A 26,459-nucleotide genomic window follows, 5' to 3' on the forward strand; every position below is an offset into this window, starting at 1 on the left:
GTCAGGGCAGGGTCCAGCGTTGGTTGGTGCCGCCGTGGCAGGTCCAGATGATCAGCTGGGTGCCGTCGGCCGTACTGGCGCCGTTGGCGTCCAGGCACTTGTTCGACTGGGTGTTGACCAGGGAACCGTTGGTGCCAGTGGACCAGTTCTGCGCGCCGCTGCCGTTGCAGGTGGACAGTTGGATCTGGGCACCGTCGGCGGTGCTTCCACCTGCGACGGTCATGCACTTGTTCAAGGCACGCAACGTGGTCCCGTTGACTGTCCACTGTTGATTGGTCCCGCCGCTGCAGGTCCACAGCTGGATCTTGGTTCCGTCCGCCGTGCTGCCGCCGTTGACGTCGACGCATTTGCCGCCAGGACCAGTGATCCGCCCGGTGCGGCTGCCGGTCGACGTGCCGAACGTGAACGCGTCCACATCGAACAGCGTGCCGCTGCCGCCCGCGAACGTCAGGTACAGCGTGCTGGTTCCGGCCGGGACGCCTGCCAGCGTGGTGGACACCTCAGTGAACGTGTCCCAGCCACCAGTGACCGGAACTGTGACTGTCCCGAGCACGGTTCCAGTCGGCGAACCGGTCCGCACGGACAGCGTGCCGCCCGAGCCGCCGGACGAAACCCGTGCGGCGAACCGGGTCTCGCCTGAGAGCGCGTAGGGCTGGAACGCGATCCAGTCACCGTTCTGGATGTCACCGACCGTCTTGCCACCCTCTGCCGGCGCCTTGTCGAACAGGCTGGTGCCGGACTGGCTGGCGTAATGCTCGGCCTGCCGGTGCCGGGGCTGCAGGACGTGCTGCGTGTGGGTGGTCAGCGCCGGCTGGCCGTTCGCGCCTTGGTCGGTGTATTCGGCGTCGAACACCGCGTACAGATTCGCTGCCGTGTCGTGCTCACCGTCCGCCGGGATCGGCAGCGTTCCCGAGCATCCGTTCCGTGAGGTGATCAGGTGACCGTGGCTGTCATGGCCCAGGTAGTAGCTCAGCTTCACCCGGCTGCAGTCGATCGTGCTGTCCTCTGGGTCGGACACCGTGATGGTGTACGGCATGCTGTCGCCGAAATTGAACAGGGTGCCACTGATGGGGGTGGTCAATGTGACCGTGGGAGCAGTGTTGCCGACCGTGATCGTCACGTTCGCGGTGGCGGTGAGCCCGGCTGGATCCTTCACCGTGAGCGTGACCGTGCGCTGGCCGTTGCTGGTGTACGTGTGGCTCGGGTTGGCCGAGGTGGATGTGGCGCCGTCGCCGAAGTTCCACGAATAGGTCAGCGCGCCGCCTTCTGGATCCGAGGAGCCTGCCGACGAGAAGTCGACCGTCAGGGGAGCGACGCCGGACGTGCGGTTGGCGCTGGCCCGCGCGGTCGGCGCGCCGTTGGCATTCCCCTTGTACTCGATGCGGTAGAGCGCAGAGCTGGCATCACCGCTGCCCCAACCAGTGCCGTAGTCGAGCACGTACAAGGCGCCGTCCGGGCCGAAGGTCGAGTCCATGACCTGCGTGCCGCGCCACGGGAAGTCGTTGATCTGCCCGGCCGAGCCGTCCGAGTTCACGTCGATGACCTTGATCCACCGCCGGCCGAACTCGGTGGCGAAGACGTGCCCGTCCAGCGCTGCCGGGAACTTCACCGTCGACGGGTTGGCGGCGTCATACCGATATACCGGCGCGCTCATCGGGGACTCGGAACCACAGCCGAACGCCGCCAAAGAGCAGTTGTCGTACTTGATCCATGCCGCACGCGCGGCGGGCAGGGTGGTCAATCCGGTGTTGCGTGGGGAGTTGTTGACCGGTGCGGCGCAGTTGAACCGGGAGCCGGACGGTCCGGACGGGAACGTGTAGTCCACGTACGTTTCCGCGGTGTTGTTGGACCCGACGCAGTAAGGCCAGCCGTAGTTGCCCGCCGAGGTGATCCGGTTGAACTCGACGAGGCCCGCGGGACCACGGGTATTGCTGGCGGTGCCCGCGTCGGGCCCGTAGTCACCGAGATAGACGACGCCGGTGGCCTTGTCCACGTTCATCCGGAACGGGTTGCGGAAACCCATCGCGTAGATCTCCGGACGGGTCCGCGCGGTGCCAGGCGGGAACAGGTTGCCTGCCGGGATCGAGTACGAACCGTCGGCGTTCACCTTGATCCGCAGCACCTTGCCGCGAAGGTCGTTGGTATTGCCTGCGCTGCGCTGCGCGTCGAACGCCGGGTTGCGATTGGTGCGCTCGTCGATAGGGGTATAGCCGTCCGAGGCGAACGGGTTCGAGTCGTCCCCTGTGGACAGATACAGGTTGCCGGCAGCGTCGAAGTCGATGTCCCCGCCGACGTGGCAGCAGATGCCCCGGCTGGTCGGCACGTCAAGCACGGTCACCTGGCTGGCCGTGTTGAGCGTGAAGTCGGCGTTGAGGGTGAACCGCGACAGCCGGTTCACACCGTTCCACGCGGAGAAGTCGGTTCCGTTCTCCGGGGCGTCACCGCCAGGAGTGGACAGCGGGGGAGAGTAGTACAGGTAGATGAACCGGTTGCTGGCGAAGTTCGGGTCCACCGCGATGCCTTGCAGTCCCTCTTCGTCATGCGAGTAGACCTGCAGCGTGCCGATCACGTTGGTGGCCCCGGCCGCCGTGGTTCGCCGCAGGGTCCCGTTGCGGGAGGTGTGCAGCACCGAGCGGTCCGGCAGGACGGCCAGCGACATCGGTTCGCCCATCTCGGCCACCCCACGGGCCAGCTCGATCTGCTGGAAGTCGGCGGGGTTGACCGCGTGGGCGGCGGCAGGCGGCGCGGAGCCGATCATGGTTGCCGCCGTACCGGCGACTACCAGCAGTGCGGCGGAGATCGCCGCTCTGAGGCGGATTCTCATGGCAGGGTCACCTCGAAGTTGACGACCGCACGGTCAGATTGCGGCGATGGTCCAGTGGTTGTTGGGACTGTTGTTCGGCGACCACATGGCCACGCTGGAGCCGGCGGTGGAGTCGCCAAGGCTGTCCAGTGCGGTGCCCGTGCCGCGGTTGATGATCTGGTAGCGGCCGCTGCCGACGCTGGTCAGCCGCCACTGTTGGTTGTTGCCGCCGTTCCAGGCCGCCTGCTGGCACGTGGCGCCATTGGCGTTGTTGCCCCAGCTGTCGGCGACCATGCCGTTGGTGCGGTTGACGATGCGGTACCAGCCATCGCCGAGGCCCACCAGTTGCCACTGCAGGTTGGTGCTGCTGTCCCAGCTCCACTGCTTGAGCCGTGATCCTGAGGAGACGTTGCCGCCGCTGTCGAGAGCAAGACCGGTGGCGCCGTTGGTGATCCTCGCCCAGCCAGTCGGGACGGGTGCGGTACCCAGCGCCGGGATCTGGCCGGAGAACGTCAGCTTGACCACGTAGGCCGGGGCTGAGAAAGGAGCCGACGGCATCGAGATGTGCAGTCCGGAGCTGTTCTGGTTGCGGGTGGGCAGGTTGATGTACGACCCGGCTGTGGATCCGAGCAGTTGCACCGAAGCCAGGGTGCTCAGGTTGATCCGGCCCGAGTTCAGCGTGGTGATGCTCAACGTGCTGCCCGGCCAGCCCATCACGGTGGCGTACAACACCGTGTTGTCCTTGCTCCGGGTGAACCGGATGTCCCGGTTGGTTCCTTCCCGTGGCTGGACGAAGGAACCACCGCCCATCTGCGTCGGGCCTTCCCCGTAGGCCGTCCACGCCCGGGTGGCGTAGATCGACTCGCCGAACCGCTTGAGGTAGTCACCGATGCCAAGCAGGATCGTCCGCTGTCCACCGGGGATGGTGCCGTCCGCCATCGGGGCGATGTTCAGCAACATGTTGCCGTTCTTGCTGACCCGGTCGATCAGCGCGTGCAGCATGGCGTTCAGCGAGTAGTAGCCGATGCCGACGGTGTAACACCAGCTGGAGCTGGAGATGCTGTCGTCGGTCAGCCAGAACGGGTGCTGGATGTCCGCGGGACCACCGCGCTCGAAATCGAAGACCGACCCGCGGTTGTTCAGGCCGTCCTTGTACGTGGTGACCACGTCCTTGTTCCAGGCGACCGCCTGGTTGAAGTAGTACGCGAGGAAGTTCAGCCGCTGCGACTCGTCGACCTGGGGAAGGTTGAAGTCCTGCCAGACGATGTCGGGCTGGTAGCCGTCGATGACCTCCTTGAGCTTGTCGAACCACAATTGGTTCTCCGCAGGCCTGCCGAGTTGGCCGTACAACTTGCGGAGGCTCGGATCCGACTGCGTCGGCACACGGTCGTAGTAACCAGTGAAGTTGTACGCGTGGTGCAACGACACGATGAACTTCATGCCCTTGGCCCGGATGGCGTCGGCGTGCAATCGCACCAAGTCCAGTTTGGGGCCGGTACGCACCGAGTTCCATTCGTTCACGGTGCTGTTCCACATCGAGTAGCCGTCGTGGTGCTCGGCGACCGGGCCGGCGAACCTGGCACCGGCGTCGGCGAACAGCTGTGCCCACTCGCCCGGGTCGAAGTTGCCGCCCGCCGAGCGCAGCTTCGGCGCGAACTGCACCCAGTTCCCGGCCTTGTCACGAGCGCCGTTGATGAAGTTGTGATACGGCCACGCCGACGGATCTCCATATGTGGCAATGTGATGGCGGTTCTCGTTGGATCCGCCGATGTACATGTTGCGTGGGTACCATTCGTTGGCGAACGCCGGGACGCTGAACACTCCCCAGTGGAAGTAGATGCCGAACTTGGCGTCCTGGAACCATTCCGGTGCGGGCGGATGCTGATCGACCGACGGCCACGTCGGCGTGTAGCTGGCCGGCCCCTGCGTGGCCCACACCATTCTGACCCGCACCAGTCCGGCGATAGCGGTGAGTCCACTGATGGCAAGCAGTCTGCGACGGGTGAACTGCCTTAAGGGCAAGGACATAGCGCGACCCCCTGGCTCAGATCCGAGTCCACTTCTGGTTGGCTTGGTTGTTGCAGGTCCAGAGGATCAGCCGGGACCCGTTGGCAGTCGCGGCCTGGTTGACGTCCAGGCACAGTCCGGAGTGGATGTTGGTGATGGATCCGTCTGGGTTCAGCGTCCACTTCTGGTTGTTCTGCCCGTTGCACGACCAGATCACCACCCGGGTGCCGTTGCTGGTTCCCGAGTTCTCCGCGTCGAGGCACTTGTCACCGAACACCCGGATTTCGCCGCCTGGCCACGTCGTCCACGACTGGCTCGCGGGGGTGTGGCAGTCCCAGATCACCACGCCCGCGCCGGAGGCGGTCGACGAGTTGGCCACGTCCAGGCAACGGCCTGAGCCGGTACCACGCAGCCGGGAGGTCGTGCTCGGTACGGGGCTGCCGCCGGTGACCCGGTACGCCACCACGCCGTGTGCCGGGACGCTGGCAGTGATCTGGCCGCTACTGCTGGATGCGGCACCGGTCCACAGGTCAGTCAGCGTGAACGACCCGCCGGACAAGCCGATTTGTGCCGCTGTGGTGCTGATGTTGGTGGTTGCGTTGCCACGGTTGAACAAGCCGACCGCGACCGAACCATCCGACATCGGCTTCGCGAACACCTCCGTGGCGCCGTCGTCGCGCACGCGGCGCCCGCCCGCGCCGAGCTTGTCCTGGTTCACCGCCAGCAGCCGCGAATTGCGCAGAATCGCGCTCACGTCGGCGGACATGCTACGGATGTCGTTGCCCGCCATGAGGGGAGCGGCCATCAGTGCCCAGAGCGAGAAGTGTGACCGGGACTCGGTCAGCGTCAGGCCGGGACGGCCGACCACCAGCATGTCCGGGTCGTTCCAGTGCCCAGGACCGGCCTGCGAGGCAAGGGGAGCGGTGACGTCGACGACGTTGCCGACACCCATCGGGTAGCTGTTGGTGTTGCCGTTCTGCCAGATGTCCAGCAGGTCCTCAGTGGTGCGCCACAGATCGGCGACCTCGCCCCAGTTGTACTTGTCGCCGGTGGCGGCGTGGTAGCTGTTGGGGTTGATGCTGTACACGATCGGCCGTCCGGTGGCGCGCAACGCGTCCCGCATGATCGTGAACCGCGCGACCTGCTGGTCCCGGGTGCCGTCCGGGGAGCACCAGTCGTACTTCAGGTAGTCCACGCCCCACGAGGCGAATATGTTGGCGTCCTGCACCTCGTGTCCCATGCTGCCCGTGGAACCCGGATGCGTGCCGCCGCGCTGGGCACAGGTGCGTTCGGTCGGCACCTGGTAGATCCCGAACTTCAGGCCGCGGCTGTGGATGTAGTCGCCCAGGGCCTTCATGCCGCTGGGGAACTTCGTCGGGTGGGCACGCAGGTTGCCCTGCGCGTCACGCTGTGGGTCGAACCAGCAGTCGTCGACCACCACGTACTGGTAGCCCGCGTCCCGCATCCCCGACGAGACCATCGTGTCCGCCGCCTGGCGGATCACCGTCTCGTTGACGCCGGCGCAGCCGAAGCTGTTCCAACTGTTCCACCCCAAGGGCGGGGTGAGGGCCGGGCTGCCAGGGGCTGCCCGAGCCACGTTCCGGTCAGGTACTGCCGTGACCAGTGCCAAGGCTGCGGCCGCGATCGCCACCAGAGCGCGCAACCGTGCACGTGATCGAGAAAGCATCATTGGCCCCTTCGGTTGTGAGCAGGGTTCACAGACCACCGTGGCCGCCCCGCGAGGGGTTCTCCTCGCGGGACGCCAGGCGAGTCCATTAGGGACATTTGCGGTCAGCATGAGTTCGTCTGGGTGAGCAGGCCCATCCGCCATGGCAACTTCAGGTAGTCGCCGCTGGCACTGGGATCCTGGCCCTGGTAGACGTACTGCAGCTGGCACGGGTTGATGGTCAGTGTCTGGTCGTTGCTGGCCCGGACCAGCTCGCCGTGACTGATGTCCTGTGTCCAGGCGCCGTTGGGGAACGTGACGTTGGCACGGCCGGCGAACGGCTCGTTCTCCGTTGCGGCCAAAGGCGTCCAGTTGCCGGTGAGGCTGGTCGAGGTGAAGGACCGGAAGTAGCGCCGTCCGGTGCCGCCGATCGCCTCCTGGATCAGCAGGTATTGGTTGGATCCGGCCACCTTGTACACATTGGTCGCTTCGAACAGGGCGAACTTGGAGTCCGACAGCACGATCTGGGTGTTGCCGAACCCGTTGGGGAAGTTGGCCATGCTGGTCTGCGCCCGGTAGATGTGCCCGTTGTCGTCGCTGAAGAACAGGTAGCAGTTCGCGGCGTCACAGATGACCCAGAAGTCGATCCAGGTCCCGTCACCCTTGTTCTGCCGCACGATCTCCGGCTCCTGGGCGATGAACGTGCGCGGCGCCGACCACGACCGCGGATCAGCCGGGTTGGTACTGGTCGAGTAGGTGGGCGGCGCGGTCTGGTAGACCAAGTACCACAGGTTCTGCGGCGCGAAGTGGAACAACTGCGGCGCGGCGCGGTATCCCGGTCCGATCGCCGATGCCGTGTCCAGGTAGGTGTGCGGCGCGGCCGCTGCCTGTGACCAGTCGCTGAAGTTGAAGTTCACCAGGCCCCAACCGGACGGCCCGGCTGTGGTGGCGTAGATCAGCCACTGGTTGTTGTGCCGCACCACCGAGAAGTCCTTGATGGAGTAGCGGTTGGGGTGCTGCGCGTCGGACTTCGGGCTGGCCAGCACACCACTGGAGGACCACCGGAAGGTGGACGGCAGCGGACCGCCGGGGTTGCCGCCGCTCATCGGAACCAGTTTCCACTGCTGGTTGGTCCCGCCCGCGTCGGAGTACTGCACGACCTTCCCGCCGTCCGCGGTGGAACTGCTCTGCACCTCCACGGCCTTGCCGCTGTTGCGGTTGATCAGCCGGACGTGGCCGTCGGACGAGTCGGCCAGCCGGAACTGCTGGTTCGTTCCGTTGTGATCGCTCCACTGCACGATGTTCGCGCTGTCCGCGGTCGAGAAGTTGTACACGTCCAGCACCTTGCTGGAATGCCGCGCCCGCAACCGGTAGTAGCCACCGCCGGAGTCCACGAACTGGAACTGCTGGTTGGTGCCGTCGTGCCGGGCCCATTGCTGAACGGCGGCGCCGTCACCGGTGCTCGCTCCGGACACGTCCAACGCCTTGCCGCTGTTGCGGTTGACCAAGACGTACCACGCGTTCGGGTCCACAGTGGCCGCCTGCGCCGTGGTCACGCCGACCCCGGACAACAGGCCTGTCACCAGGGCTGTGACCGTGGCGAGCGCCGTGACGAACGCTGGAGCTCGCCGGGATCTGCCCGTACCAAGCATGTACTTTCCCTTCGACTGGACGAGTGCGTCAGGTCAAGGTCCACTGCTGGTTGCTGCCGTTGTGGCAGGTCCACAGCTGGACCAGGGCCCCGTTGGCGGTGGACGCTCCGGACACGTCAAGGCACAGTCCGGACTGCACGCCGGTGATCGTGCCGTTGGCGTTGACGTTCCACTGCTGGTTCGGCTGGCCGTTGCACGACCAGATGACCACTTTGGTGCCGGCGCTGGTCTGCTGGCCGTAGGCGTCAAGGCACTTCTGCTCGCCGCCCGAGTAGACGGTCAACTGCCCGGACGCGCTACGGATCCAGGCCTGATTGGCGCCGCCGGTGCAGTCCCAGATCCGCGCCTGCGTACCTGCTGTGGATGACGGCACGTCGAGGCACTTGCCCGCGCCGACCGCCCGCACCGTGCCGCCAGGGTTGGTGGTGCCGGTGCTGTAGCCCGCCGCGACGATGTTGGCCTGCACAGCGTTCTCGGTTGCGTCGGACGGGTAGCCCGAGACCATGGCTCCTTCGTAGAAGGTTCCCGCGCTGAGATTGGCGCCGCCGCCGGGCTTGCAGCAGTCGCCGCCGCTGCCCAGGATGATGGCCCCTTGCTTCTTCATGGGGCTGTATCCCGGAGGAAGCGCGCCGTCCCACAGCGTGGTCAGGTTGCCCGCCTGCGCGTTGCTGCCCTTGAGCGCGAATCGTGTGGTGCCGTTGTTCTTCAGCATCGCTGTGACGTACTTGTTGGTGAACGCCCTCTGGTTGGGGTTCCATGACTGACTGCCGCCGGAATACAGACCCCATTCCAGATCCGCCTGTACCCAGGGGCCTGTTCCGGAGCACCCGCCGAACCAGCACTGGGTGCTGAAGTTGATCGCGTCCATCGCTCCGGCGGCGTCCGCGGTTCTGGTCGTTTCGCTGTTGCCGTAGTCGAAGCAGCAGCCGTTGTTGACGTGGGTGCCGCTGGTGACCATGTACATGCCTTCGGGCGCAGCACCCGTGGGTACGCCCGTCAGATGGCCGTCACGCCAGTAGCTGTTGCCAGGGTTTATGTAGAGCGAGTACGCCTTGTTGCCCCCGACCGTGAGTGACTCTGTGGTCGCGATCGCGGGTTTGCTTTGGCTCGAGCCCGGAACGACACTCGATCCCTGGTACCACAGGTCGTTCCCGCGCCCGGACTGGTCGTAGACCACCGTGATGACACAGGAGGTGTTGGCGCAGAACGTATCCTGCGCCGACGCGTCGGCGGTGCCGCCTGCGGCAAGGACACCGACGTTCCTCGTGGCGTTGTCCGACGAGCGCCTGACTTGGTAGAGGTTGCCGTTGTACGAGCCGTAAAGCGCTCGCACCGTGCTGTGCGCGGCTATGCAAGGCGTGCCGCCCGAAGCGTAGATGTCACATGGCTTCGGATCAGCCGCTTGTGCCGGAGCGGTACCGATCGCGAACACGGCGCCGGACAGCAGAGCCGTCACCGCGGCAACCGCCAGCGATCTTGGGCCGGGCATGTGCTTCTCCTCGTCGGCTAGGCGCGTTGGAGCTGGAAGCGCTGATTGGCGTTACCGGTCAACGTCCACTGCGAAATGCGTGCGCCGTCGGCGGTGGACACCTCCCAGACGTCCAATGCCAGGCCGCTTTGCCGGTTCACCAGACTGATCACGCTGCCGCCGTGGTCGACCACCTGCCACTGCTGACTCGTGGCGTTGGTATCCGGCTGTTGCGAGATGTCCGCACCGCTGCTGGTGCCGGACGCCTGGAGCACCAGGCCGCTGTGCCGCGCCCTGATCCGGTAGTAGCCCGCACCGGCGTCGAGGAAGTCGAACTGCTGGTTGGTGCCACTGGTCACCGACCACTGCCGCAGCGTGGCACCGGCGGAGGTGGACGAGTTGGCGATCTCGGCGGCCTTGCTGCTGTGCTGAGCCACCAGCCGGTAGTTGACACCGATCTGGATCGGGCTTCCGCTGCTCGTGCCGTTCAGCGCGGCGAGCACCGACTCGTAAGCCGGTTTCTTGTTGCCACTACGGTCGAACAGCAGCGGGTTCTCGCTCCCGCGCCAGGAGTCGCTGTCGCGGATGCCCCACGTCGTGATGCCGGTGCATCGCTGCACGTTCAAGCATGCCTTGACGGCGTTGGCGTACTGGGTCGAACCGGCCTGAGCGATGTCGAGCTCGGTGATCTGCACGTCGACGCCGAGCGCGGCCATGTTGGCGATGGTGGTCTGGAAGGTGCCGGGCGCGCCGCCGCTGCCGAAGTGCGCCTGCAGGCCGACGCAGTCGATCGGCACACCACGGGACTTGAAGTCGCGCACCAGGTTGTAGACACCCTGGGTCTTGGCCGAGTTCCAGTCCTCGATGCTGTAGTCGTTGTAGCAGAGCTTGGCGCCGGGATCGGCGGTGCGGGCGGTGCGGAACGCCTCCTCGATGAACCCGTTGCCGAGAACGTCGCGGAACACCGAGGGTCGCAGCTGACCGCTGCCGCCGTCGGCGAAGGCCTCGTTCACCACGTCCCACGAGTGGATCTGGCCGCGATACCGGCCCGCGACGGTGTTGATGTGGTTGTTCATCACGCTGCGCAACGTGTTCGCGTCCCGGATGGCCTTCACCCAGTCGGGCAGCTGCGAGTGCCAGACCAGCGTGTGGCCGCGAAGCTGTTTGCCCTGGCTGCGCGCGTGGTTGGCGATCCGGTCGGCCGAGCCGAAGGTGAAGTTGTTGCGGGACGGCTCGGTGTGGTCCCACTTCATCTCGTTCTCGGCCGTGATCGAGTTGAATTCCCGGTTGAGGATGGTCGTGTACTGCGAGTCGCCCAGTTTGCCCCCGGCCACGGCGGTGCCGAAGTAACGACCGGACTGGGCCGCTGCCGCGCCCAGGGTGGTGGCTGCCTCGGCCGTGCTGGGCACAAGCGTCACGGCGCTGGCGACGGCGACTGAAACGACCGCCGAGCGAAGCCATCGGGCGGTATGAGGGTGCAGGGTCATGATTCTCCTTCGTCGTTGAAGGCGCCTATCGATTCTGGGAGCGCTCCCAGACAAATGTAAAGAGGGTCGAGGGAACTCCGCGGGATGGATGGGGCTAGCGGCCCCAGAGACGCCAGGTCTGGTTGAGCTGGCTGGCTTGGCTGGTTGACTTGCACGTCCATTGGATGACCACCGCTTGCGCTGCGGTGGAGACTCCGTTGACGTCGACGCACTTGCCGCTGTGCCGGGCGACGAGTTGGTAGTCGTGTGGATCGTTGCCCGCGTAGGTCACCTTGCGCAGGGCGAACTGCTGGTTGGTTCCGCCGTTGCAGGTCCATTGCTGGACGGCGGCACCATCAGCGCTGGAGGCGCCGTTGACGTGCAGACACTTGCCTGACTGCTGGTTGACCACCGTGTAGGTGTCGGCGACTCCCGATACCGGCCGGAAGTCCCACTGCTGCTGGTCGCCGCCCTCGCAGAAGTACTGCTGTTGTTGGTTGCCGTCCGCGGTGCTCAGGTTGGTGTTGTCCAGGCACTGCTGGGAATGCTGGGCGACGGCGACGGACTGGAAGCCGGAGTCCGAAGGGGACAGAACCGTGACGGTGAAGGAGTCTTCGGCGTTGGAGTGCGGCAGGTTGACCGTTGTGGCGTTGCCGGACAGCGTGACCACGGAGTTCTGGATGGTGATCGGACCCGCGACCGCGCCGCCACCGTTGTGCGGAATGCGTTGGGCCACAACACGTACCTGGTTGTTCTGGACGATGCCGCTCGTGGCGTCCAGGCTTCGCAGGTTGACTGCGATGTTGCCGGTCGTACCGCGTCCGCCGACGAGAACCTTGGCCGCGCCGGTGGTCCGGGTGGCGAAAGCGTCGTAGGACCGACTGGGGGAGACGGAGGCGATCTGGCCGGACTGTGCGCCGTAGAACCGGTAGACCCACCACTCGCCTTTCGGCTGATGCTGTCCCGCCGAGTTGCGGACGAGGAGGTTGCCGAGGTCGTTGTGCAGGTTCCCGCCGCCGGCCCAGTTGGCCCGCAGGCCGTCGGCGCCTGCTCGTTCCAGCCGCGCGATGTACCAGGAGCCGCCACCCGGGCTCTGTTCGTTGGACGCCCCGTATTCGTTGATCTGGTAGGGACGCGGATGTGGGATGCCGCGTGGATCGAGTGTGGCGTTGGCCGTGGCCACGTTGGCAACAGGGTCGCCCGGCAGGGAGTGCCAGCTGATGATGTCGGGAATGACGTTGTTGGCACGGACGAAATCGAGGTACTGGGTCCACCACGTGTTGCCGGTCGACGGAACGCACGCGCAACTCGGGCCGACGATCAGGTGCGACGGAAAGGCGGCCCGGACACGCTGGTACGTGCGACGCCACAGCTCGAAGTACTGGGACTGCGGACGGTTCCAGAACAGCGTGATGTTGGGCTCGTTCCACAGGTCCCACTGCACGGGCGCACCGGTCGCGCGCACGTCGTCGATCAGGCGGCCGAGGAAGTTGTCGTAGTCGGTCCAGTTGCCGTTGTCGCCGGGGAAGCGCGAGATCGGATAGCCGTCGGCGCCCCACAAATCGTGGACGAGCAGGATGAACTCGCCGCCCAGCGACCGGGTGCGCAACAGCTGAGCGCGCGTGGAGTTCCACCGGCGGTCGTACCGGCCCGACACCCATCCGCCCGGGCTGTCGAGCTGGGCGCCACCGGCGCGCATGTACCGGAACTTCACGTCCCGGTAGAAGTGGTCGGCAGGTCCGGACGCGTTCTCGGTCATGCCGTAGATCCATCCGGAGGCCCGATAGGTCGGGGCGCCGGACGCGACGGAGAAGTCAACGCTGATGGACTCGTCCGCGGCTTGGGCCGTCACCGCAGATGTGGCGAAGACCGCGCCGATGGCGAGCAGAGTGCCGGCACGGCGGCGAAATCCGCGCCACTTGTGGGGTCTGGTGTTCATGTGGCTCCTTGGCTGCAGGGATGGAGTTCACGAGATCACCGGGCGGACCACGGCCTGTCCACGCGCGTGTAAGGGCAGCCGAGTCCGTTGAACCATGGGACATCCGAACCGGGTCGAACCGGTTCGATCAGCTGATAACCGTACGCGACGCGTTGTGCACAGCGCAATGCTTCAGTCTTATCCGCGTTACTTCCCTGAAATGGATCGGTCTTATCGACGTCCCGCTACTGCGGCCTCGCACCTGTGCTCGACCGCAGGGAGATGGCCGGTTGCAGCAGCGCGTGCCGAGGGCTGGCATCCGGGTCGGCGATCCGCTCGACCAGCAGGTCCACCGCGAGCCGGGCCATGTCCTCGGCCGGTACGTCGGCGGCTGTCAGCGGCGGGTGGAAGTCCTCGGCCAAGCGGTCGGCGATCACTCCGGTGATCGAGAAATCCCGTGGCACGTCCAGCCCTGCGCGGTGCAAGGCCCGCTGCAGACCCGGCAGCGCCACCTCGTTGATCGTCACCGCCGCGGTGACTTCCGGCCAGCGGGCACGGATCTGCTCGAAACAAGCCAAGCCCGCCGCGGGCTCGTCCGCGCAGCAGACCACGTGCGCGGACAGCCCTCGCTGGTCGGCCGCTTCCTGGAAACCGGTCGTTGAGCGCAAGGCGGGACCGTACCCGGCGGCCACCAACTCGGTGGACCGGTTGATCAGGACCACGTGCTGGTGACCGAGATCGGCCAGGTGGTGCACACCGCGCCGGACCAGTGTCGCGTAGTCCACGTCCACCCACCACGACGCGCGGGGATCTTCGACATGCCCGATCGTCACGTAGGGCAGCGCGCTCTGCTCCAGCCTGGCCACACGCGGGTCGTCCAGCAGGATCTCCATCAGGATCACGCCGTCCACCCGGCGGCCGGTGACGATTCGCTCGAACGACCGGTCGTGGTCTCCGCCGCTCGGCGACAACAGCACGTCGAGATCGTGGGTGGCGGCCGCTTCGACGACGGTGGCGACGAAATCGAGCTGCACATTGGTCAGTCGCCTGCCGGCGGGCGGTATCACCAGGCCAAGGGTGCGCGTGCGCCCTTCGGCGAGCGCTCGCGCGCTGGCGTTGGGCCGATAGCCCAGCTCGGCGATGACCTCGTTGATCCGCCGGGCGGTCGCCGCCGCCACTGGCCGCTTCCCGCTCAGCGCGTAGGACACCGTGCTGCGCGAAACACCGGCCCGCTTGGCGATCTCCCCAATATTCATGCGATCAGATCCAACCGGTTCGACTGGCCTTCACGATACGGCATCGGGGGTATTGCGTGATATCGCCCACATGGTTACGTTGACGCAACGTGCTTGGGTCGAACCGGTTCGACGATTGGAGCTTCGATGCAGGGCTCGCCGAACACCCCACGGCTGACCACGGCACTGGTCGCGGTCGGTCTGGCCCTGTCCGCTTGCTCCTCGCAGCCCGACGCCGGTACGAGCGCAACCGGCACGTTCTCGGTGTGGGATCCGTATCCCCAGTTCGACGGGGGATCGGAGTGGGTGAAGGTGATCGAGAAGTGCGGCGCTCAGGCGGGTGTCAAGGTGGAGCGGCAGGCCTATGACACGACCGACCTGACGAACAAGGTCCTACTGGCGGCGCAACAGGGAACGGCCCCGAACGTCCTGGTCGTGGACAACCCCGTGGTCTCCACGCTCGCCGAGGGCGGAGTTGTGAAGTCCAATCAGGACAGTGGGCTGGACGCGTCGAAGGCGGCGCCGAACCTGGTGGCCGCGGCCCAGACGGGCGGGCAGACCTACGGTGTGCCGATTGGCGCGAACACATTGGCGTTGTACTACAACAAGGCGGTGCTGAGTGCGGCGGGCGTCGACCCGGCGTCGATCTCGGACTGGGCCGCACTGGACGCGGCACTGGCCAAGGTCACCGCGGCGGGCAAGAAGGGCATCACGTTCGCCGCGATCGGCACCGAAGAGGGAACGTTCCAGTTCCTGCCGTGGTTCTGGGGCGCGGGCGCGCAGCTGACCGATCTGTCCTCGGCCGATTCCGTGGCAGCACTGGAGCTGTGGAAGTCGTGGCTGGACAAGAAGTACGCGCCGAACTCGGTCATCGGCAACACGCAGACCACCAGCTGGCAGGAGTTCGCAACCGGCGAGTACGCCTTCGCCGAGAACGGCACATGGCAACTGGCGAACGCCAAGAAAGCGGGCTTCGAGTACGGCGTCATCCCGATCCCGTCCCGCACCGGAGGCGTCGCGCCCGCGCCGACCGGGGGAGAATTCGTCACAGTTCCCGCGCAGCGCGACAAGGACGACGAGGCAACCGCGGCGAAGATCGCCAACTGCCTGATCAGTCCGGAGACTGTGCTGGCCACGGACACCGCGCTGACCTACGTCTCCGCGGTGCCTTCGGTCCAGGAACAGCAAATCGCCGCCCAGCCGGACCTGAAGGTCTGGGTGGACGCGGTGAAGTCCGCCAAGGGACGCACGAGCGACGGTCTCGGCACCCGTTATCCGCGGATCTCCCAGCCGCTGTGGACGGCCGTGCAGGCCGCGTTGACCGGCTCGAAGTCGCCGAAGGACGCCATGTCGGACGCCCAGGCCGCGGCGAAGTGACGCCGTGCTGCGCAAGCAACTGGCCGGCTGGGCGTTCCTGCTCCCGCTCGTGGCCTACTTGCTGCTCTGCTACGTCTATCCGCTGTTGACCAATATCGACCTGAGCATCCGCGACTACACCGTGCGGTCCTTCGTGCACGGCGGTGCGCCGCTGATCGGCTTCGGCAACTACGTCACCGTGTTCGCCGATCCCGCCTTCGGCACGGCACTGCGTAACACGGTCGTGTTCACGGTGACGTCGTTGGTGTTCCAGTACGCCATCGGTCTGGCGTTGGCCGTGTTCTTCGCCCGCAGTTTCCGGTTGTCGGCGACGCTGCGGGCGCTGATGCTGGTGCCGTGGTTGTTGCCGCTGATCGTGTCCGCGTCGACCTGGGCGTGGATGCTCAACAGCGAAGCCGGTGTGGTGAACGCGGTGCTGGCGTTCCTCGGATTCGGCACCGTGGACTGGTTGACCTCCCCGGACTGGTCGCTTGTGGCGGTGACGATCGCGAACATCTGGATCGGCATCCCTTTCAACCTGGTCGTGCTCTACAGCGGTCTGCGCACCATCCCGGCGGAGGTGTACGAAGCGTCCTCTTTGGATGGTGCGAGCCGGTGGCAGACGTTCTGGCACGTGACCTTCCCGATGCTGCGGCCCATCTCCGGTGTCACGCTGCTGCTCGGCCTGGTCTACACGCTCAAGGTCTTCGACATCATCTGGATCATGACCCGCGGCGGCCCCACCGGGTCGTCCACCACACTGGCCACCTGGTCGTACGAACTGGGTTTCGGCAGCATGCTGCCGCGCTTCGGGCCGAGCGCGGCGGTGGGCAACGTGCTGATCCTCTTCGCCGTCGCGGCAGGTCTGCTCTACGTTCGCGGCCAGCGTCACCAGGAGGCCGCATGACACGGTGGTCGTGGCGCACTGCCGTTGGCCTGCTGCTCACCGCGGTGATGCTTTTCCCGGTCTACTGGATGATCAACGTCTCCCTGACACCCGCGGACCGGATGCGCAAGTCGCCGCCGGACTTCCTGCCCACGGCACCGACGTTCGAGGGGTACGTCCGGGTGCTGAACGAGCAGTTGCCCTACTTCGGGACCAGCCTGCTGGTCGCGTCCGGCACAGCTGTGTTGACGTTGGTGCTGGCCGCGCCGGCGGCGTACTCGCTGGCGAAACTGCGCCCGCGCGGCCGGCGGCCGCTGCAGTTCGCGCTGCTCGTGGCGCAGATGATTCCCGGGATCACCATGGCGTTGGGGTTCTACGGCATCTACGTCAGCCTAGGCATCACGAACACGGTGTGGGGCCTGATCTTCGCCGACTCCACCATCGCGGTCCCGTTCGCCGTACTGATCCTCACCGCCTTCATGTCCTCCGTACCCGACGAACTGCTGCAGGCGGCACGAATAGACGGCGCGGGCGCGTTGCGCACCTTCTGGTCGATCGTGCTTCCCGTGAGCCGCAACGGGATCGTCACCGCGGCACTGTTCGCCTTCCTGTGGGCGTGGTCGGACTTCGTGTTCGCCGCGACGCTCGACAGCGGAGGCCTGTTGAAACCGCTGACTCTCGGCATCTACCGCTACATCGGCAACAACAACCAGGAATGGAACGCGATCATGGCGACCGCCGTCGTCGCGTCCGTGCCCGCGACCATCCTGCTCGTGCTGGCCCAGCGCTTCGTGGCCGCGGGCATCACCGCGGGAGCTGTCAAGGACTGACCACAGTGGAGGGTTGTGTGGACGACTTCTCGGTGCGGGAAATACCGTTCAGCTGTCAAGGGTCGTGGATGGGCATATCCCCAGTCGTCGCACTCGCTACCTACGCCGAGGACCTGCATCTGGTCTCACACCGCAACGGCATGCACGCGGTACTTCAATTGGCACCGGTGTTGAGCGGCGCGCGCGTGCCGACCGAGGTGACGGCGAACCCGGCGGAGCTGACCTGGTCCGCGGGACGCGGGCGGGTGTCGGCGGCGTTCGAGTCGCCTTCCTCGCTCAGGATTTCCGGGCACGGCTTGGGTTTGCGCATCGCCGCGGCCGATGCCACGCTGACGCCCTTCACCGGCACGTACTTCTTCCACGACCCGGTCACCTCGTCGTACGTCTTCACCTCCTACGAGACCGGTCACCGCTACAGGCTGACGTGTCTGTCCGGATCCATTCACGGGCTCGGAGTCGGCGCGCTGGGGAAAGCCGAGCGCGCGGTCGTCATCGGTGATGACGGCGGCGAATGGGAGCTCGTGCTGGAGGAGCTGACCACCGCGTGGAAACGTCCCTCCATCCACGCGCGCTTCGCCGAGGTCGTGGCGGCATCACGGCGGGCCTTCACGGCATTCACCGACGCGGTCGCGCCTTGGCGGGACGACCGGACTCCGGCCGCCGAACTCGCCTGCTACGTGCTGTGGTCGGCCACCGTCCAGCCGTCCGGGTTCATCCAGCGGCCCGCGGTGCTGATGTCCAAACACTGGATGGACAAGATCTGGAGCTGGGACCACTGTTTCAACGCCCTCGCGCTGGCTGCCGGATCGCCGGGCCTGGCCTGGGACCAGCTCCAGGTCGTGTTCGACCACCAGACCGACGAGGGGGCGCTGCCCGACTCGATCACCCACGCCGAGATCTTGCACAACTTCGTCAAACCACCCATCCACGGCTGGGCAGTGAACAGGCTGCGCGAGCGCCTGCGTGGCGGGCTGCCGGGTGCCGAGTTGCCCCGCCTCTACCGGCAACTGGCGGCATGGACGAACTTCTGGCTCGACCACCGGCGGGTACCCGGTCAGCCGTTCGCGCACTACGAACATGGCAACGACAGCGGCTGGGACAACGCGACAGTGTTCGGCGAACAGCGTTTGGTTCAGTCCGCTGATCTCACGGCCTTCCTGGTGATACAGATGAGAGAGCTGGCACGTCTGGCAGGGGAGATCGGTGACGCAGCGGCCGCGACGCGCTGGGCACGTGAAGCCGACACGTTGCTCGCCGCGATGCTTACGCACTTGTGGGACGGCTCCCGCTTCGCCAGCCGCGCGGTGGACGGCACGCCGCGCACCACGGCAAGCCTGCTCGACCTCATGCCGATCGTCCTTGGCCCGCAACTACCTGATGACGTGCACGCCACGCTCACCACGAACGTTGCCAGACACCTGACGTCCGCCGGGCTTGCCACCGAACGCCCCGACTCACCGTTCTATGAAGCCGACGGCTACTGGCGAGGCCCAGTGTGGGCCCCGGCGACGATCCTGATCGAGGACGGCCTGCGCCGAGGAGGGGCCACCGAACTCGCCGACCTTGTCAGTGCCCGGTTCCGTGCCCTGTGCGAGAAGTCGGGCTTCGCCGAGAACTTCGACGCCTTGACCGGACAAGGATTGCGCGACCGTGCCTACACGTGGACGGCCAGCGCCTACCTGCTTCTCGCCGCCGAAGCCGTTGAACGGGCCTGATGTACGTCGGTTCGTCGCCGCCACCGTCGGGGGGAGCGGCTGGTCCCGCAGCTGACTTGGGGGACCAGCCGCTCCATTGCGGATCAGCCCTTCGAGCAGGGCTGTCCGTTGACCGTGAAGTCGGTCGGCTCCGCGTGCGGCGGCGACGACGAGGCGTTGAACCCGATCTGCACCGAACCGCCTGCCGGGACGCGGCTGTTCCACGGCACGGAGGCCGCGCTCACCGCGGAGCCGGTCTGTGACCAGGCCGCCGACCATCCCTGGGTGATCTTCTGGCTGCCTGGCCACGTGAACCTCAGCGTCCACGACGCCCAGTCCGTGTTGCTGGTGTTGGTGATCGCGATGCTCGCGGACAGGCCATCGGTCCACCCGTTCGCCCGATAGGCGATCCGGCAGTACGTCGGGCCGTCCGCTTTGGTCGTCACCGGGACCACGCCGGACAGCGCGGACTTGACTCCGGCTCCGTTGCGCGCCTGTACGGCGAACCGGTAAGCCGTATTCGGTTGCAGTCCCGTCAGCGTGGCGGACGTGCCGGTGACCGTGGTGATCACGCGCTGCGTGTCACCCTCGATCGAGATGACGTCGTAGTCCTTGACGCCGCTCTCCGGGTCGTTCGACGCGGTCCAGGTCAGCGTCGCACCCGTTGCGGTGACGGCGGACGCCACCGGGGTGCCCGGCGTGGTCGGGGGTGTGGCATCGGCCGGGCTCGACTTCTCCGCGGCCCAGTTGGCGACCCACGCCAGCGCCGAGTTCCAGTTGACCGTGACCTCGTTGAGCGAGTACGCCTCGATGTGGTCCACGAAGCACTTCTGCGGCTTGCAACCCTGGAGCATGCGCGCGGCGATGGGGTCTTGCAGCGCGCTGTTGGGGCCGCCGGAGAGCGCACCGGGCGGCGCGATGGGCAGGGTCGGGTCGAGCTGGTTGGCCCAGTGCCGGTGGTGGACGTTACGCACAGGCTGTCCGCCGTACCCACTGACATAGGAGTAGCTCACCGGGTTGCGGCCGAGCAGATAGTGCAGCGCCTCGAACACGCCCTCGCGGTACTTGGCCGCGCCGGTGAAGTCGTACGCCAGCGCCAGCACCGAAGCGTTGTTGGCGACCAGACCGTTCGAGCCCCACACGTATGTGCCGTCGGGCTCCCGGTACGGCGCCGGGTAACCCTGGGACGCCATCTGGTTCAGGTGTTTGTCAGCCGTGGCCACGAATGCGGCCTTGATCGCCGCGACATCCGCCGCGGGCAGGCCAGTGGGCACGAGTGCGAGCGTGATGTCGCCAAGCGGACCGGTGGAACCCCAGTCGTAGCCGCGGTCGTCGATCGACTGTCCTTTGTAGAGCGACGAGCCGGTCACGTCCGCACGGTAGGACGCTTCGCCGGTCGTGGCGTACATCTCCGCGGCAGCCCAGTAGAACTCGTCGGTCAGCTTGGTGTCGCTGTACGCGCCGCCGCCGGTGCCGTCGTTCGGGTCGGCGATCTTGTTCGGGTTCGCCTTCGCGGCCGCGTAGGCCTTCACCGCGGCGGCGAGTGCCTTGGCCGAGAACGCCGGGTCGATGGTCTCGTAGATGCGGGCTGCCTGTGCCGCCACCGCCGCCATGTTCAGCGTCGCCGCGGTGCTGGTCGCCGACAGTCGGCGGACCTGGCTGTCCTGGTGCGGCAGCGTGGGCAGGGCGGTCCAGTTCGCGTCGTGGATCTTGTGGTGCACCATGCCGTCAGGTGCCTGCATCTTCAGCAGGAACTCGACTTCCCAGCGGGCCTCGTCGAGGATGTCGGGCACCCCGTTGGCCTTCTCCGGGATGGCGAGCTTGCCGTCGCCGAGCGCGGCGGCGTCGCCGATCAGCTTGGCGCGCTCGTAGGTGTTGAGCACCTGCCACGCCGAGATGCCGCCGTTGACGACGTACTTGCCGTGGTCGCCCGCGTCGTACCAGCCGCCGCGCACGTCCAGCGTGTAGCCGCAGTTCAGATCGGACCGGCATGGCACGTTGTTGTCGCCCTGGTTCGGCGCGACGTTGAGGTGGCCCGCGGGCCGGGCGTAGGTCGCGCCGACGTACTGCGCCTGGATCTCGATGCCGCTGCGCTGGTGGTAGAAGAACGCCAGCGAGTCGTAGCGCAGCTTTTTGATCGGATCGGCGGAGATGGCGAACGGGAAGCTGGTGTCCGCGCCGACGGTGAGTGTGTAGCCCGTCCCCGCGGTGTCGTACGAGGAGAAGTCGATCAAGTGCACCGGGTCGCCGGACAGCGTGTCGACGCCCTTCGGTGTGGTCTGACCGGTAGCGACAGTCGAGCCCGCGGAGTTCTTCAGCACCCAGGTCTGCGCTGTGGTCGCGGTGGACACGAGGGTGGCGTGCTTCGGCAGACCCGGTAGGTACGCGACCTGGTCCACCTGGACCTTCTTCGTCGGAGCGCCAGGGCCGCCGGGTGGGATGACGCCGCCGATCAGCGACACGTTGTCCACGCAGATGGCGTTGTCCGCGGCCTGTCCGCCGAGCTGGAAGGTGATCTGGCCGTTGCCCGCGTCCGGGAAGTCGAGCTCCGAGGTGAACGTGAAGGTGAACTTCTGCTTGGTGGGGGTCAGCTGGACTTCGTGCCGGGCGATCCCGCGGTACGGGCTGACGCCTTCGCCCGCGTTGGCGGCGATGGGCTGCGGTGTGGTGGCGTAGGCGTCGAATGACATCGTGTACTGCTGACCGGCTTCGAACGGCACGCCGTTCTGGCCGATCAGCGCGTCCCACGGGTTCGTCGTGCCGCCCGTGACGGACGCGCACAACTCGCCGTTGACCACACGGTTGGTCACTCCGGCGCTTGCCCACCACGGGTCGGCCGAGCCCGCGCTGAAGTTGCCGTTGACGATCCGTTCGTAGTCGGCAGCGTGGGCTGGGCCGGCGGTGAGCGCGGCCGTGACGGCGACCAAGGCGAGGGCGGCGGTGGCGTGGCGGCGCCCGCGTGCAGGGAAAAGCGATCTCATCGGGCTGGGTCTCCTCCGTCTGCTCTGACGGTTGGCGAAGCTTCCTGGGAGCGCTCCCAGAGACTCTAGGGTGACCCGTCCCCCATTTACAAGAGCGGGTTCGACTTCCCGCTCGTGCGGTCGTCGCCGCAGCACGGAGTCGGATCGGGTAGTTCGAACGGAGCCACCACGCCGGGCCCGGCCGGCGTGGTGACCAACGTGAGCACGCCGTTGATCCATTCAGGACGGACGTGGTCACGGGTGACGACGGTCGTCGACAGCTCCGGACTGGACCGGTCCGGCAGTACGAGAATTCGGTCGATGTAGGACGTCGCAACGAGTTTCATCGCGGTGACGTTGCCAGTGAGCCCGCGTACGCCGGGATATATGACCGCACGGCCGCTCGTACGCGCCGCATGTCTACCGGCCGCTACGGCGGCACCCGCGACCAGTTCGCGCGGACCGCTTTCCCGCCCGGCGCCGACAATTCCGAGAGGACGGGAATGCGCCGCCAGAACCTCGAGCATCTCGGCGACCCGGGCGGCGGGTAGCCGCAGTGAGCATGCGACGTGCGGAGTGCCTCGCCGCACGAGGTGCGTACAGGCGGTTGCGTCCTCTGGGAGAGGGAGACTGCAGAGCAGGTGATCGGCTTCGGCCAGAGTGGCCGCACCGAAGTCGACGCCGATGACGGTCACGTCGGCAGGGCCCAGATCGGGTTGGTGTAGAACCACAAGTCCCGCCACGGGTCGGCGTTGCCGAGAACGTCCATCGCCGGACCGGCCGGATCGACTTCGGCGCCGCGCAGACCGGGCGCGGTCCGATTGCCGTCAGTGCCGCGCAGACGGACGTAGACCGGCCGGTCGAGCCGACCGAGCGAGTACTTGAGGCTGACGGTTCCGCTCGCTGCCGTAGTGTCGAAGGACTTCACGACCCTGGTCCGCGGCGCGACGAACGTGTCGCGGTCGGCAACCGGGCCCGTGACGTCACCCTGGATGACATCCACTCTGGCGAGCTGCGGCACGAACTGCGCCCAGTTGGGCTGAGCAGCCAGGTCGATCGTGACGACCAACTCGGCCTGCGTGCCTCGCTTGGCGTGCAGTACGCCACCGAGGGTGGCCCAGGACTGTCCCCACCGGCCGGTCGTGCGCAGCCGCACGTCGATGCCGTCGATCAGCTGGCCGTGGTCGACCCAGACCCGGCCCGCCCTGATGCCGTTCATCACCGCGGCATAGGAGAAGTCGCTGGCGCCCACGTGGGTGCGGCTGTAGTACCCGGGCCAGAAGTCTCCTTCGCCGAGGTCGACGCTGCCGCGGTAGACCGGGTCGGCTTGCTTGCCGTCGGCCTCGTAGTTCGAGCCTGGCCCGACGGTCGCGGTGTCGGTGTACACGTGGTGCGAGTCGGAGTTCGCCGTGATCCACCACGGTTTGCCTTCGGCGAGCAGGCTGTCCCAGAGTCCACCGACGGTGGCGGTCATCCAGTCGAAACCGCCGAAGGTCCGATAGCTTTCCAACGGGTAGCCCGGGAATGACTGCGGACCGGGGCTACCGTCGTAGAGTCCTCGGGCCCGGCCCATGCCCGTCGGGGCGGCGATGCCCGCGGCCTGATGGCCAGGAGCACCTTCCATGCCGACGGCGATGTGCGGCTGGGCGTCGCGCCAGTTGCGGATCTCGTGTGGTGAGTCGATTCCTTTGCGGGCTGGGTGATTGGCCAGCATCAGTGCGTCGCGGACGGTGCGCCTGCGGACCGCGTCGGAGAGGAAGTCGATGCCCGCGATGGCCAGCGCTTCGTTGGCCGGGGTGCTCGCGGTCGCGTTGCGTACGCCGCCGTCGAACGACGTTTCGAACTGGCGCAGCAGCGCGACCTCGTTCTGTCCAGGGTGGACGAACACGGTGCCGTGCTCGGCGGCCGGGATGTTCCACTCCAGGCCCTGGAAAACCAGCGTCGAGGGAAACCGGCTGCGGGCGTCGACGATGTCCGGGTTGACCTTCTCCACGCCGATTCGCGCGTGCGTGGCGTTGCCGTGGTCGGTGATCACCAGCCAGTCCAGGCCATAGGTGTCGGCGTGCCGGACCTGGTCGGCGACACGGTATTTGCCGTCGTTGCTGTACTGGGTGTGCACGTGGTGATCGCCGGACAGCCACCGGAACCCGCCCTTGGGCGAGGCCGCGGCCGACGGCGCGCCGCTCAACACGGTGGCTCCAGCCAGGCCGGCACCGAGCAGGCCGGTTCGCCGCAGCATCGACCGGCGGGAAAGGTCGGTCGGGGAGAGCGCCTCGTCCGGCAGGGACAGGTCGACCGCGGGGGACAACTCAGCCTGGTCGTGTTCGTGCCCGTGTTCGTGGTGATGTCCCATGCGCGCCCGCTCTCAATGTGAATTCAGTTCACCTATAGCCGGGACAGCGTCCCGGTGATCGGGAAACGAGAGGTGAACGCAGCGTGGCGGCCGGGAAGACACTTGATGCGCGTTTGAACCACTTCGGGGCGGCTCGTAGTGGGCGGTCACCCGGATGACGGAGTGCCGATCGGCCATCTTTCGCTACAGTCGCTTTCTGGGAGCGCTCCCAGAAATGTTGCCGACGGTGAGGTGTCCTATGTGGACAATGTTGTCCCGGGTTCTGCCCGCGGTGCTGGTGGTGGGTCTGTCCGTGGTGCCCGCTGCGGCCAGTGTGAGCGCTGCCGCCACCTTCAACTACGGCGAGGCGTTGCAGAAGTCGGTGTGGTTCTACGACGCCCAGCGCTCGGGCCGGCTGCCTGCGAACAACCGGGTTTCCTGGCGCGGTGACTCGGCGGTGACAGACGGGCAGGACGTCGGCCTCGATCTGTCCGGCGGTTTCTACGACGCTGGTGACCACGTGAAGTTCGGGCTGCCGTTCGAGTTCAGCATGACCATGCTCGCCTGGGGCGTGGTGGAGAACCCTGCGGCATACCAGAGCTCCGGCCAGCTGCCGTTCGTCAAAGCCAACCTGAAGTGGGGAAACGACTGGCTGATCAAGGCGCATCCGCAGCCGAACGTCTTGTACGGCCAGGTCGGCAAGGGCGACGACGACCACCGGTGGTGGGGCCCGGCCGAGACGATGACGATGGCTCGCCCGTCGTACAAGATCGACGCGTCCTGCCCTGGTTCCGATCTCGCCGGTGAGGCCGCGGCCCAGCTCGCGGCGAGCTACCTCGTGTTCAAGGACAGCGACCCCGCGTACGCCGCCACACTGCTGTCACATGCCAAGCAGCTCTACACCTTCGCGGACACGTATCGGGGTGCGTACTCGAACTGCATCACCGACGCCCAGAACTTCTACCGTTCCTGGAGCGGTTACCAGGACGAGCTGGTGTGGGGCGCGATCTGGCTCTACCGGGCCACAGGCGACAGCTCGTATCTGGCGAAAGCCGAGGCGGAGTACCCCAAGCTGTCCACTGAGCCGCAGAGCACTACCCGTTCTTACAAATGGACGATCGCGTGGGACGACAAGTCGTACGGCGCCTATGTGTTGCTGGCCCGGTTGACCGGCAAGCAGCAGTACATCGCCGACGCGAACCGTTGGCTGGACTACTGGACCGTCGGGGTGAACGGCCAGCGAGTGCCGTACTCGCCGGGTGGGCAGGCTGTGCTCGACACGTGGGGGTCCCTGCGGTACGCGGCCAACACGTCGTTCGCCGCATTGGTCTACAGCGACTGGCTGAAGGCGCAAGACCCCACCCGTGCCCGCACTTATCACGACTTCGGCGTGCGGCAGATCAACTACGCGCTGGGTGACAACCCGCGCAAGTCCAGTTATGTGGTCGGTTTCGGCGCCAACCCGCCTCGCAATCCCCATCACCGGACCGCACATGGCTCATGGGCCGACAGCATCGCGGACCCCGTGACCAATCGGCATGTCCTTTACGGCGCCCTGGTCGGCGGACCGACGTCGCCCAACGACGCGTACACCGACGATCGTTCGAACTACACGATGAACGAGGTCGCGTTGGACTACAACGCGGGCTTCACCAGCGCACTCGCGCGTCTCTACGGGGAGTATGGCGGCGCCCCGCTGACGGCGTTCCCGCCGACGGAAACCCCTGATGGGCCGGAGATCTTCGCGCAAGGCGCGTTGAACCAGCCGGATGGCAACAAGTTCACTGAGGTCAAGGCGTACGTGCTCAACAAGTCGGCCTGGCCAGCACGCACGTTCACCGGTGCGCTGCGCTACTACTTCACGCTCGACGCAAGCACTACGCCCAGTCAGATTTCGGTGACCTCGCCGTACAACCAATGCGGTCAGCCTGCGGTGAAGCAGTTCTCCGGCAACGTGTACTACGTGGAGATCACCTGCTCGACGGGAGTCGCGCCGGGTGGCCAGTCCCGGTACCGCAAGGAGATCCAGTTCCGGATCAGCAGCGCTGGCACGTGGGATCCGAGCAACGACTGGTCGCGCCGCGGCCTGGCACCCAGCGGCTCGACCCCGGTGCAGACACCGAACCTCAACCTGGTCCAAGGTTCGACCGTGGTGTGGGGTGATCCGCCAGCCTGACCGTCCACAG

16 protein-coding genes are annotated in these 26,459 nt (G+C 66.6%); 5 read left to right on the forward strand and 11 right to left on the reverse strand.

From position 1 onward, the window contains the following. Position 1: 1 nt before the first annotated feature. The 8 genes from B9C43_RS36910 to B9C43_RS36945 all read right to left on the reverse strand — a co-directional run bounded on the left by B9C43_RS36910 (position 2) and on the right by B9C43_RS36945 (position 14,236). Positions 2–2,824, reverse strand: a complete 2,823-nt coding sequence (locus tag B9C43_RS36910) for a PQQ-dependent sugar dehydrogenase (protein ID WP_084431452.1) — start codon at positions 2,822–2,824, stop codon at positions 2–4. Between the two features lie 33 nt (positions 2,825–2,857). Beyond that, positions 2,858–4,831, reverse strand: coding sequence for an alpha-L-fucosidase (locus tag B9C43_RS36915; RefSeq protein ID WP_084431454.1), 1,974 nt, complete (start codon positions 4,829–4,831; stop codon positions 2,858–2,860). A 16-nt stretch (positions 4,832–4,847) separates the two neighbouring features. After that, on the reverse strand, positions 4,848–6,497 hold the full coding sequence (locus B9C43_RS36920) for a glycoside hydrolase family 27 protein (protein ID WP_084431906.1): 1,650 nt from the start codon (positions 6,495–6,497) through the stop codon (positions 4,848–4,850). A 104-nt stretch (positions 6,498–6,601) separates the two neighbouring features. Continuing rightward, positions 6,602–8,128, reverse strand: a complete 1,527-nt coding sequence (locus B9C43_RS36925) for a non-reducing end alpha-L-arabinofuranosidase family hydrolase (protein ID WP_084431456.1) — start codon at positions 8,126–8,128, stop codon at positions 6,602–6,604. Between the two features lie 28 nt (positions 8,129–8,156). After that, entirely contained in the window at positions 8,157–9,617 is a 1,461-nt protein-coding gene (locus B9C43_RS36930) for an arabinofuranosidase catalytic domain-containing protein (RefSeq protein WP_200825892.1), read from the reverse strand. 17 nt (positions 9,618–9,634) lie between these two features. Beyond that, entirely contained in the window at positions 9,635–11,083 is a 1,449-nt protein-coding gene (locus B9C43_RS36935) for a glycoside hydrolase family 10 protein (RefSeq protein ID WP_084431458.1), read from the reverse strand. A gap of 94 nt (positions 11,084–11,177) precedes the next feature. Beyond that, complete coding sequence (locus tag B9C43_RS36940; RefSeq protein ID WP_084431460.1) at positions 11,178–13,001, reverse strand: RICIN domain-containing protein; 1,824 nt, start codon at positions 12,999–13,001, stop codon at positions 11,178–11,180. Positions 13,002–13,225: 224 nt separating this feature from the next. Further along, positions 13,226–14,236, reverse strand: a complete 1,011-nt coding sequence (locus B9C43_RS36945) for a LacI family DNA-binding transcriptional regulator (RefSeq protein WP_033388943.1) — start codon at positions 14,234–14,236, stop codon at positions 13,226–13,228. 126 nt (positions 14,237–14,362) lie between these two features. On the opposite strand from B9C43_RS36945, the gene B9C43_RS36950 reads away from it, so the two are divergent. The 4 genes from B9C43_RS36950 (at position 14,363) to B9C43_RS36965 (ending at position 19,002) form a co-directional block, all read left to right on the forward strand. Then, positions 14,363–15,592 carry a sugar ABC transporter substrate-binding protein gene (locus B9C43_RS36950; protein WP_084431463.1) on the forward strand — a complete coding sequence of 410 codons (1,230 nt, stop codon included), beginning with the start codon at positions 14,363–14,365 and terminating at the stop codon, positions 15,590–15,592. Positions 15,593–15,596: 4 nt separating this feature from the next. Then, a complete protein-coding gene (locus tag B9C43_RS36955) occupies positions 15,597–16,478 on the forward strand; it encodes a carbohydrate ABC transporter permease (protein WP_084431465.1) in 882 nt (293 codons plus the stop codon). Beyond that, positions 16,475–17,287, forward strand: a complete 813-nt coding sequence (locus B9C43_RS36960; RefSeq protein ID WP_033388941.1) for a carbohydrate ABC transporter permease — start codon at positions 16,475–16,477, stop codon at positions 17,285–17,287. Before B9C43_RS36955 ends, B9C43_RS36960 begins: the two co-directional genes overlap by 4 nt. 68 nt (positions 17,288–17,355) lie before the next feature. Next, a complete protein-coding gene (locus B9C43_RS36965; RefSeq protein WP_084431912.1) occupies positions 17,356–19,002 on the forward strand; it encodes an amylo-alpha-1,6-glucosidase in 1,647 nt (548 codons plus the stop codon). 83 nt (positions 19,003–19,085) lie between these two features. Here the strand turns inward: B9C43_RS36965 and B9C43_RS36970 are convergent, their stop codons facing one another. From B9C43_RS36970 to B9C43_RS36980, 3 genes are all read right to left on the reverse strand, one after another. Further along, positions 19,086–21,962: a glycoside hydrolase family 9 protein gene (locus B9C43_RS36970; protein WP_084431467.1), complete on the reverse strand. Its 2,877-nt coding sequence runs from the start codon at positions 21,960–21,962 to the stop codon at positions 19,086–19,088. 86 nt (positions 21,963–22,048) lie between these two features. Beyond that, the gene (locus tag B9C43_RS36975) at positions 22,049–22,636 is read right to left on the reverse strand and encodes a hypothetical protein (protein WP_200825865.1); all 588 of its coding nucleotides are present in this window, start codon (positions 22,634–22,636) and stop codon (positions 22,049–22,051) included. After that, the gene (locus B9C43_RS36980; RefSeq protein ID WP_084431468.1) at positions 22,633–24,294 is read right to left on the reverse strand and encodes a PHP domain-containing protein; all 1,662 of its coding nucleotides are present in this window, start codon (positions 24,292–24,294) and stop codon (positions 22,633–22,635) included. Before B9C43_RS36980 ends, B9C43_RS36975 begins: the two co-directional genes overlap by 4 nt. A gap of 238 nt (positions 24,295–24,532) precedes the next feature. Between B9C43_RS36980 and B9C43_RS36985 the strand changes: the two genes are divergently transcribed. Further along, on the forward strand, positions 24,533–26,449 hold the full coding sequence (locus tag B9C43_RS36985) for a glycoside hydrolase family 9 protein (RefSeq protein WP_143446862.1): 1,917 nt from the start codon (positions 24,533–24,535) through the stop codon (positions 26,447–26,449). Positions 26,450–26,459 lie beyond the last annotated feature (10 nt).

This window comes from Kibdelosporangium aridum (assembly GCF_900176515.1).
GTDB classification, from domain to species: domain Bacteria; phylum Actinomycetota; class Actinomycetes; order Mycobacteriales; family Pseudonocardiaceae; genus Kibdelosporangium; species Kibdelosporangium aridum.

Bases quoted from the DNA above. Each gene is read 5' to 3' on its own strand.
- B9C43_RS36940 (WP_084431460.1), bottom strand. From the start codon at position 13,001: ATGAACACCAGACCCCACAAGTGGCGCGGATTTCGCCGCCGTGCCGGC.
- B9C43_RS36935 (WP_084431458.1), bottom strand. From the start codon at position 11,083: ATGACCCTGCACCCTCATACCGCCCGATGGCTTCGCTCGGCGGTCGTT.
- B9C43_RS36925 (WP_084431456.1), bottom strand. From the start codon at position 8,128: ATGCTTGGTACGGGCAGATCCCGGCGAGCTCCAGCGTTCGTCACGGCG.
- B9C43_RS36915 (WP_084431454.1), bottom strand. From the start codon at position 4,831: ATGTCCTTGCCCTTAAGGCAGTTCACCCGTCGCAGACTGCTTGCCATC.
- B9C43_RS36920 (WP_084431906.1), bottom strand. From the start codon at position 6,497: ATGCTTTCTCGATCACGTGCACGGTTGCGCGCTCTGGTGGCGATCGCG.
- B9C43_RS36950 (WP_084431463.1), top strand. From the start codon at position 14,363: ATGCAGGGCTCGCCGAACACCCCACGGCTGACCACGGCACTGGTCGCG.
- B9C43_RS36910 (WP_084431452.1), bottom strand. From the start codon at position 2,824: ATGAGAATCCGCCTCAGAGCGGCGATCTCCGCCGCACTGCTGGTAGTC.
- B9C43_RS36985 (WP_143446862.1), top strand. From the start codon at position 24,533: ATGTGGACAATGTTGTCCCGGGTTCTGCCCGCGGTGCTGGTGGTGGGT.
- B9C43_RS36930 (WP_200825892.1), bottom strand. From the start codon at position 9,617: ATGCCCGGCCCAAGATCGCTGGCGGTTGCCGCGGTGACGGCTCTGCTG.
- B9C43_RS36945 (WP_033388943.1), bottom strand. From the start codon at position 14,236: ATGAATATTGGGGAGATCGCCAAGCGGGCCGGTGTTTCGCGCAGCACG.
- B9C43_RS36965 (WP_084431912.1), top strand. From the start codon at position 17,356: ATGGGCATATCCCCAGTCGTCGCACTCGCTACCTACGCCGAGGACCTG.
- B9C43_RS36960 (WP_033388941.1), top strand. From the start codon at position 16,475: ATGACACGGTGGTCGTGGCGCACTGCCGTTGGCCTGCTGCTCACCGCG.
- B9C43_RS36970 (WP_084431467.1), bottom strand. From the start codon at position 21,962: ATGAGATCGCTTTTCCCTGCACGCGGGCGCCGCCACGCCACCGCCGCC.
- B9C43_RS36980 (WP_084431468.1), bottom strand. From the start codon at position 24,294: ATGGGACATCACCACGAACACGGGCACGAACACGACCAGGCTGAGTTG.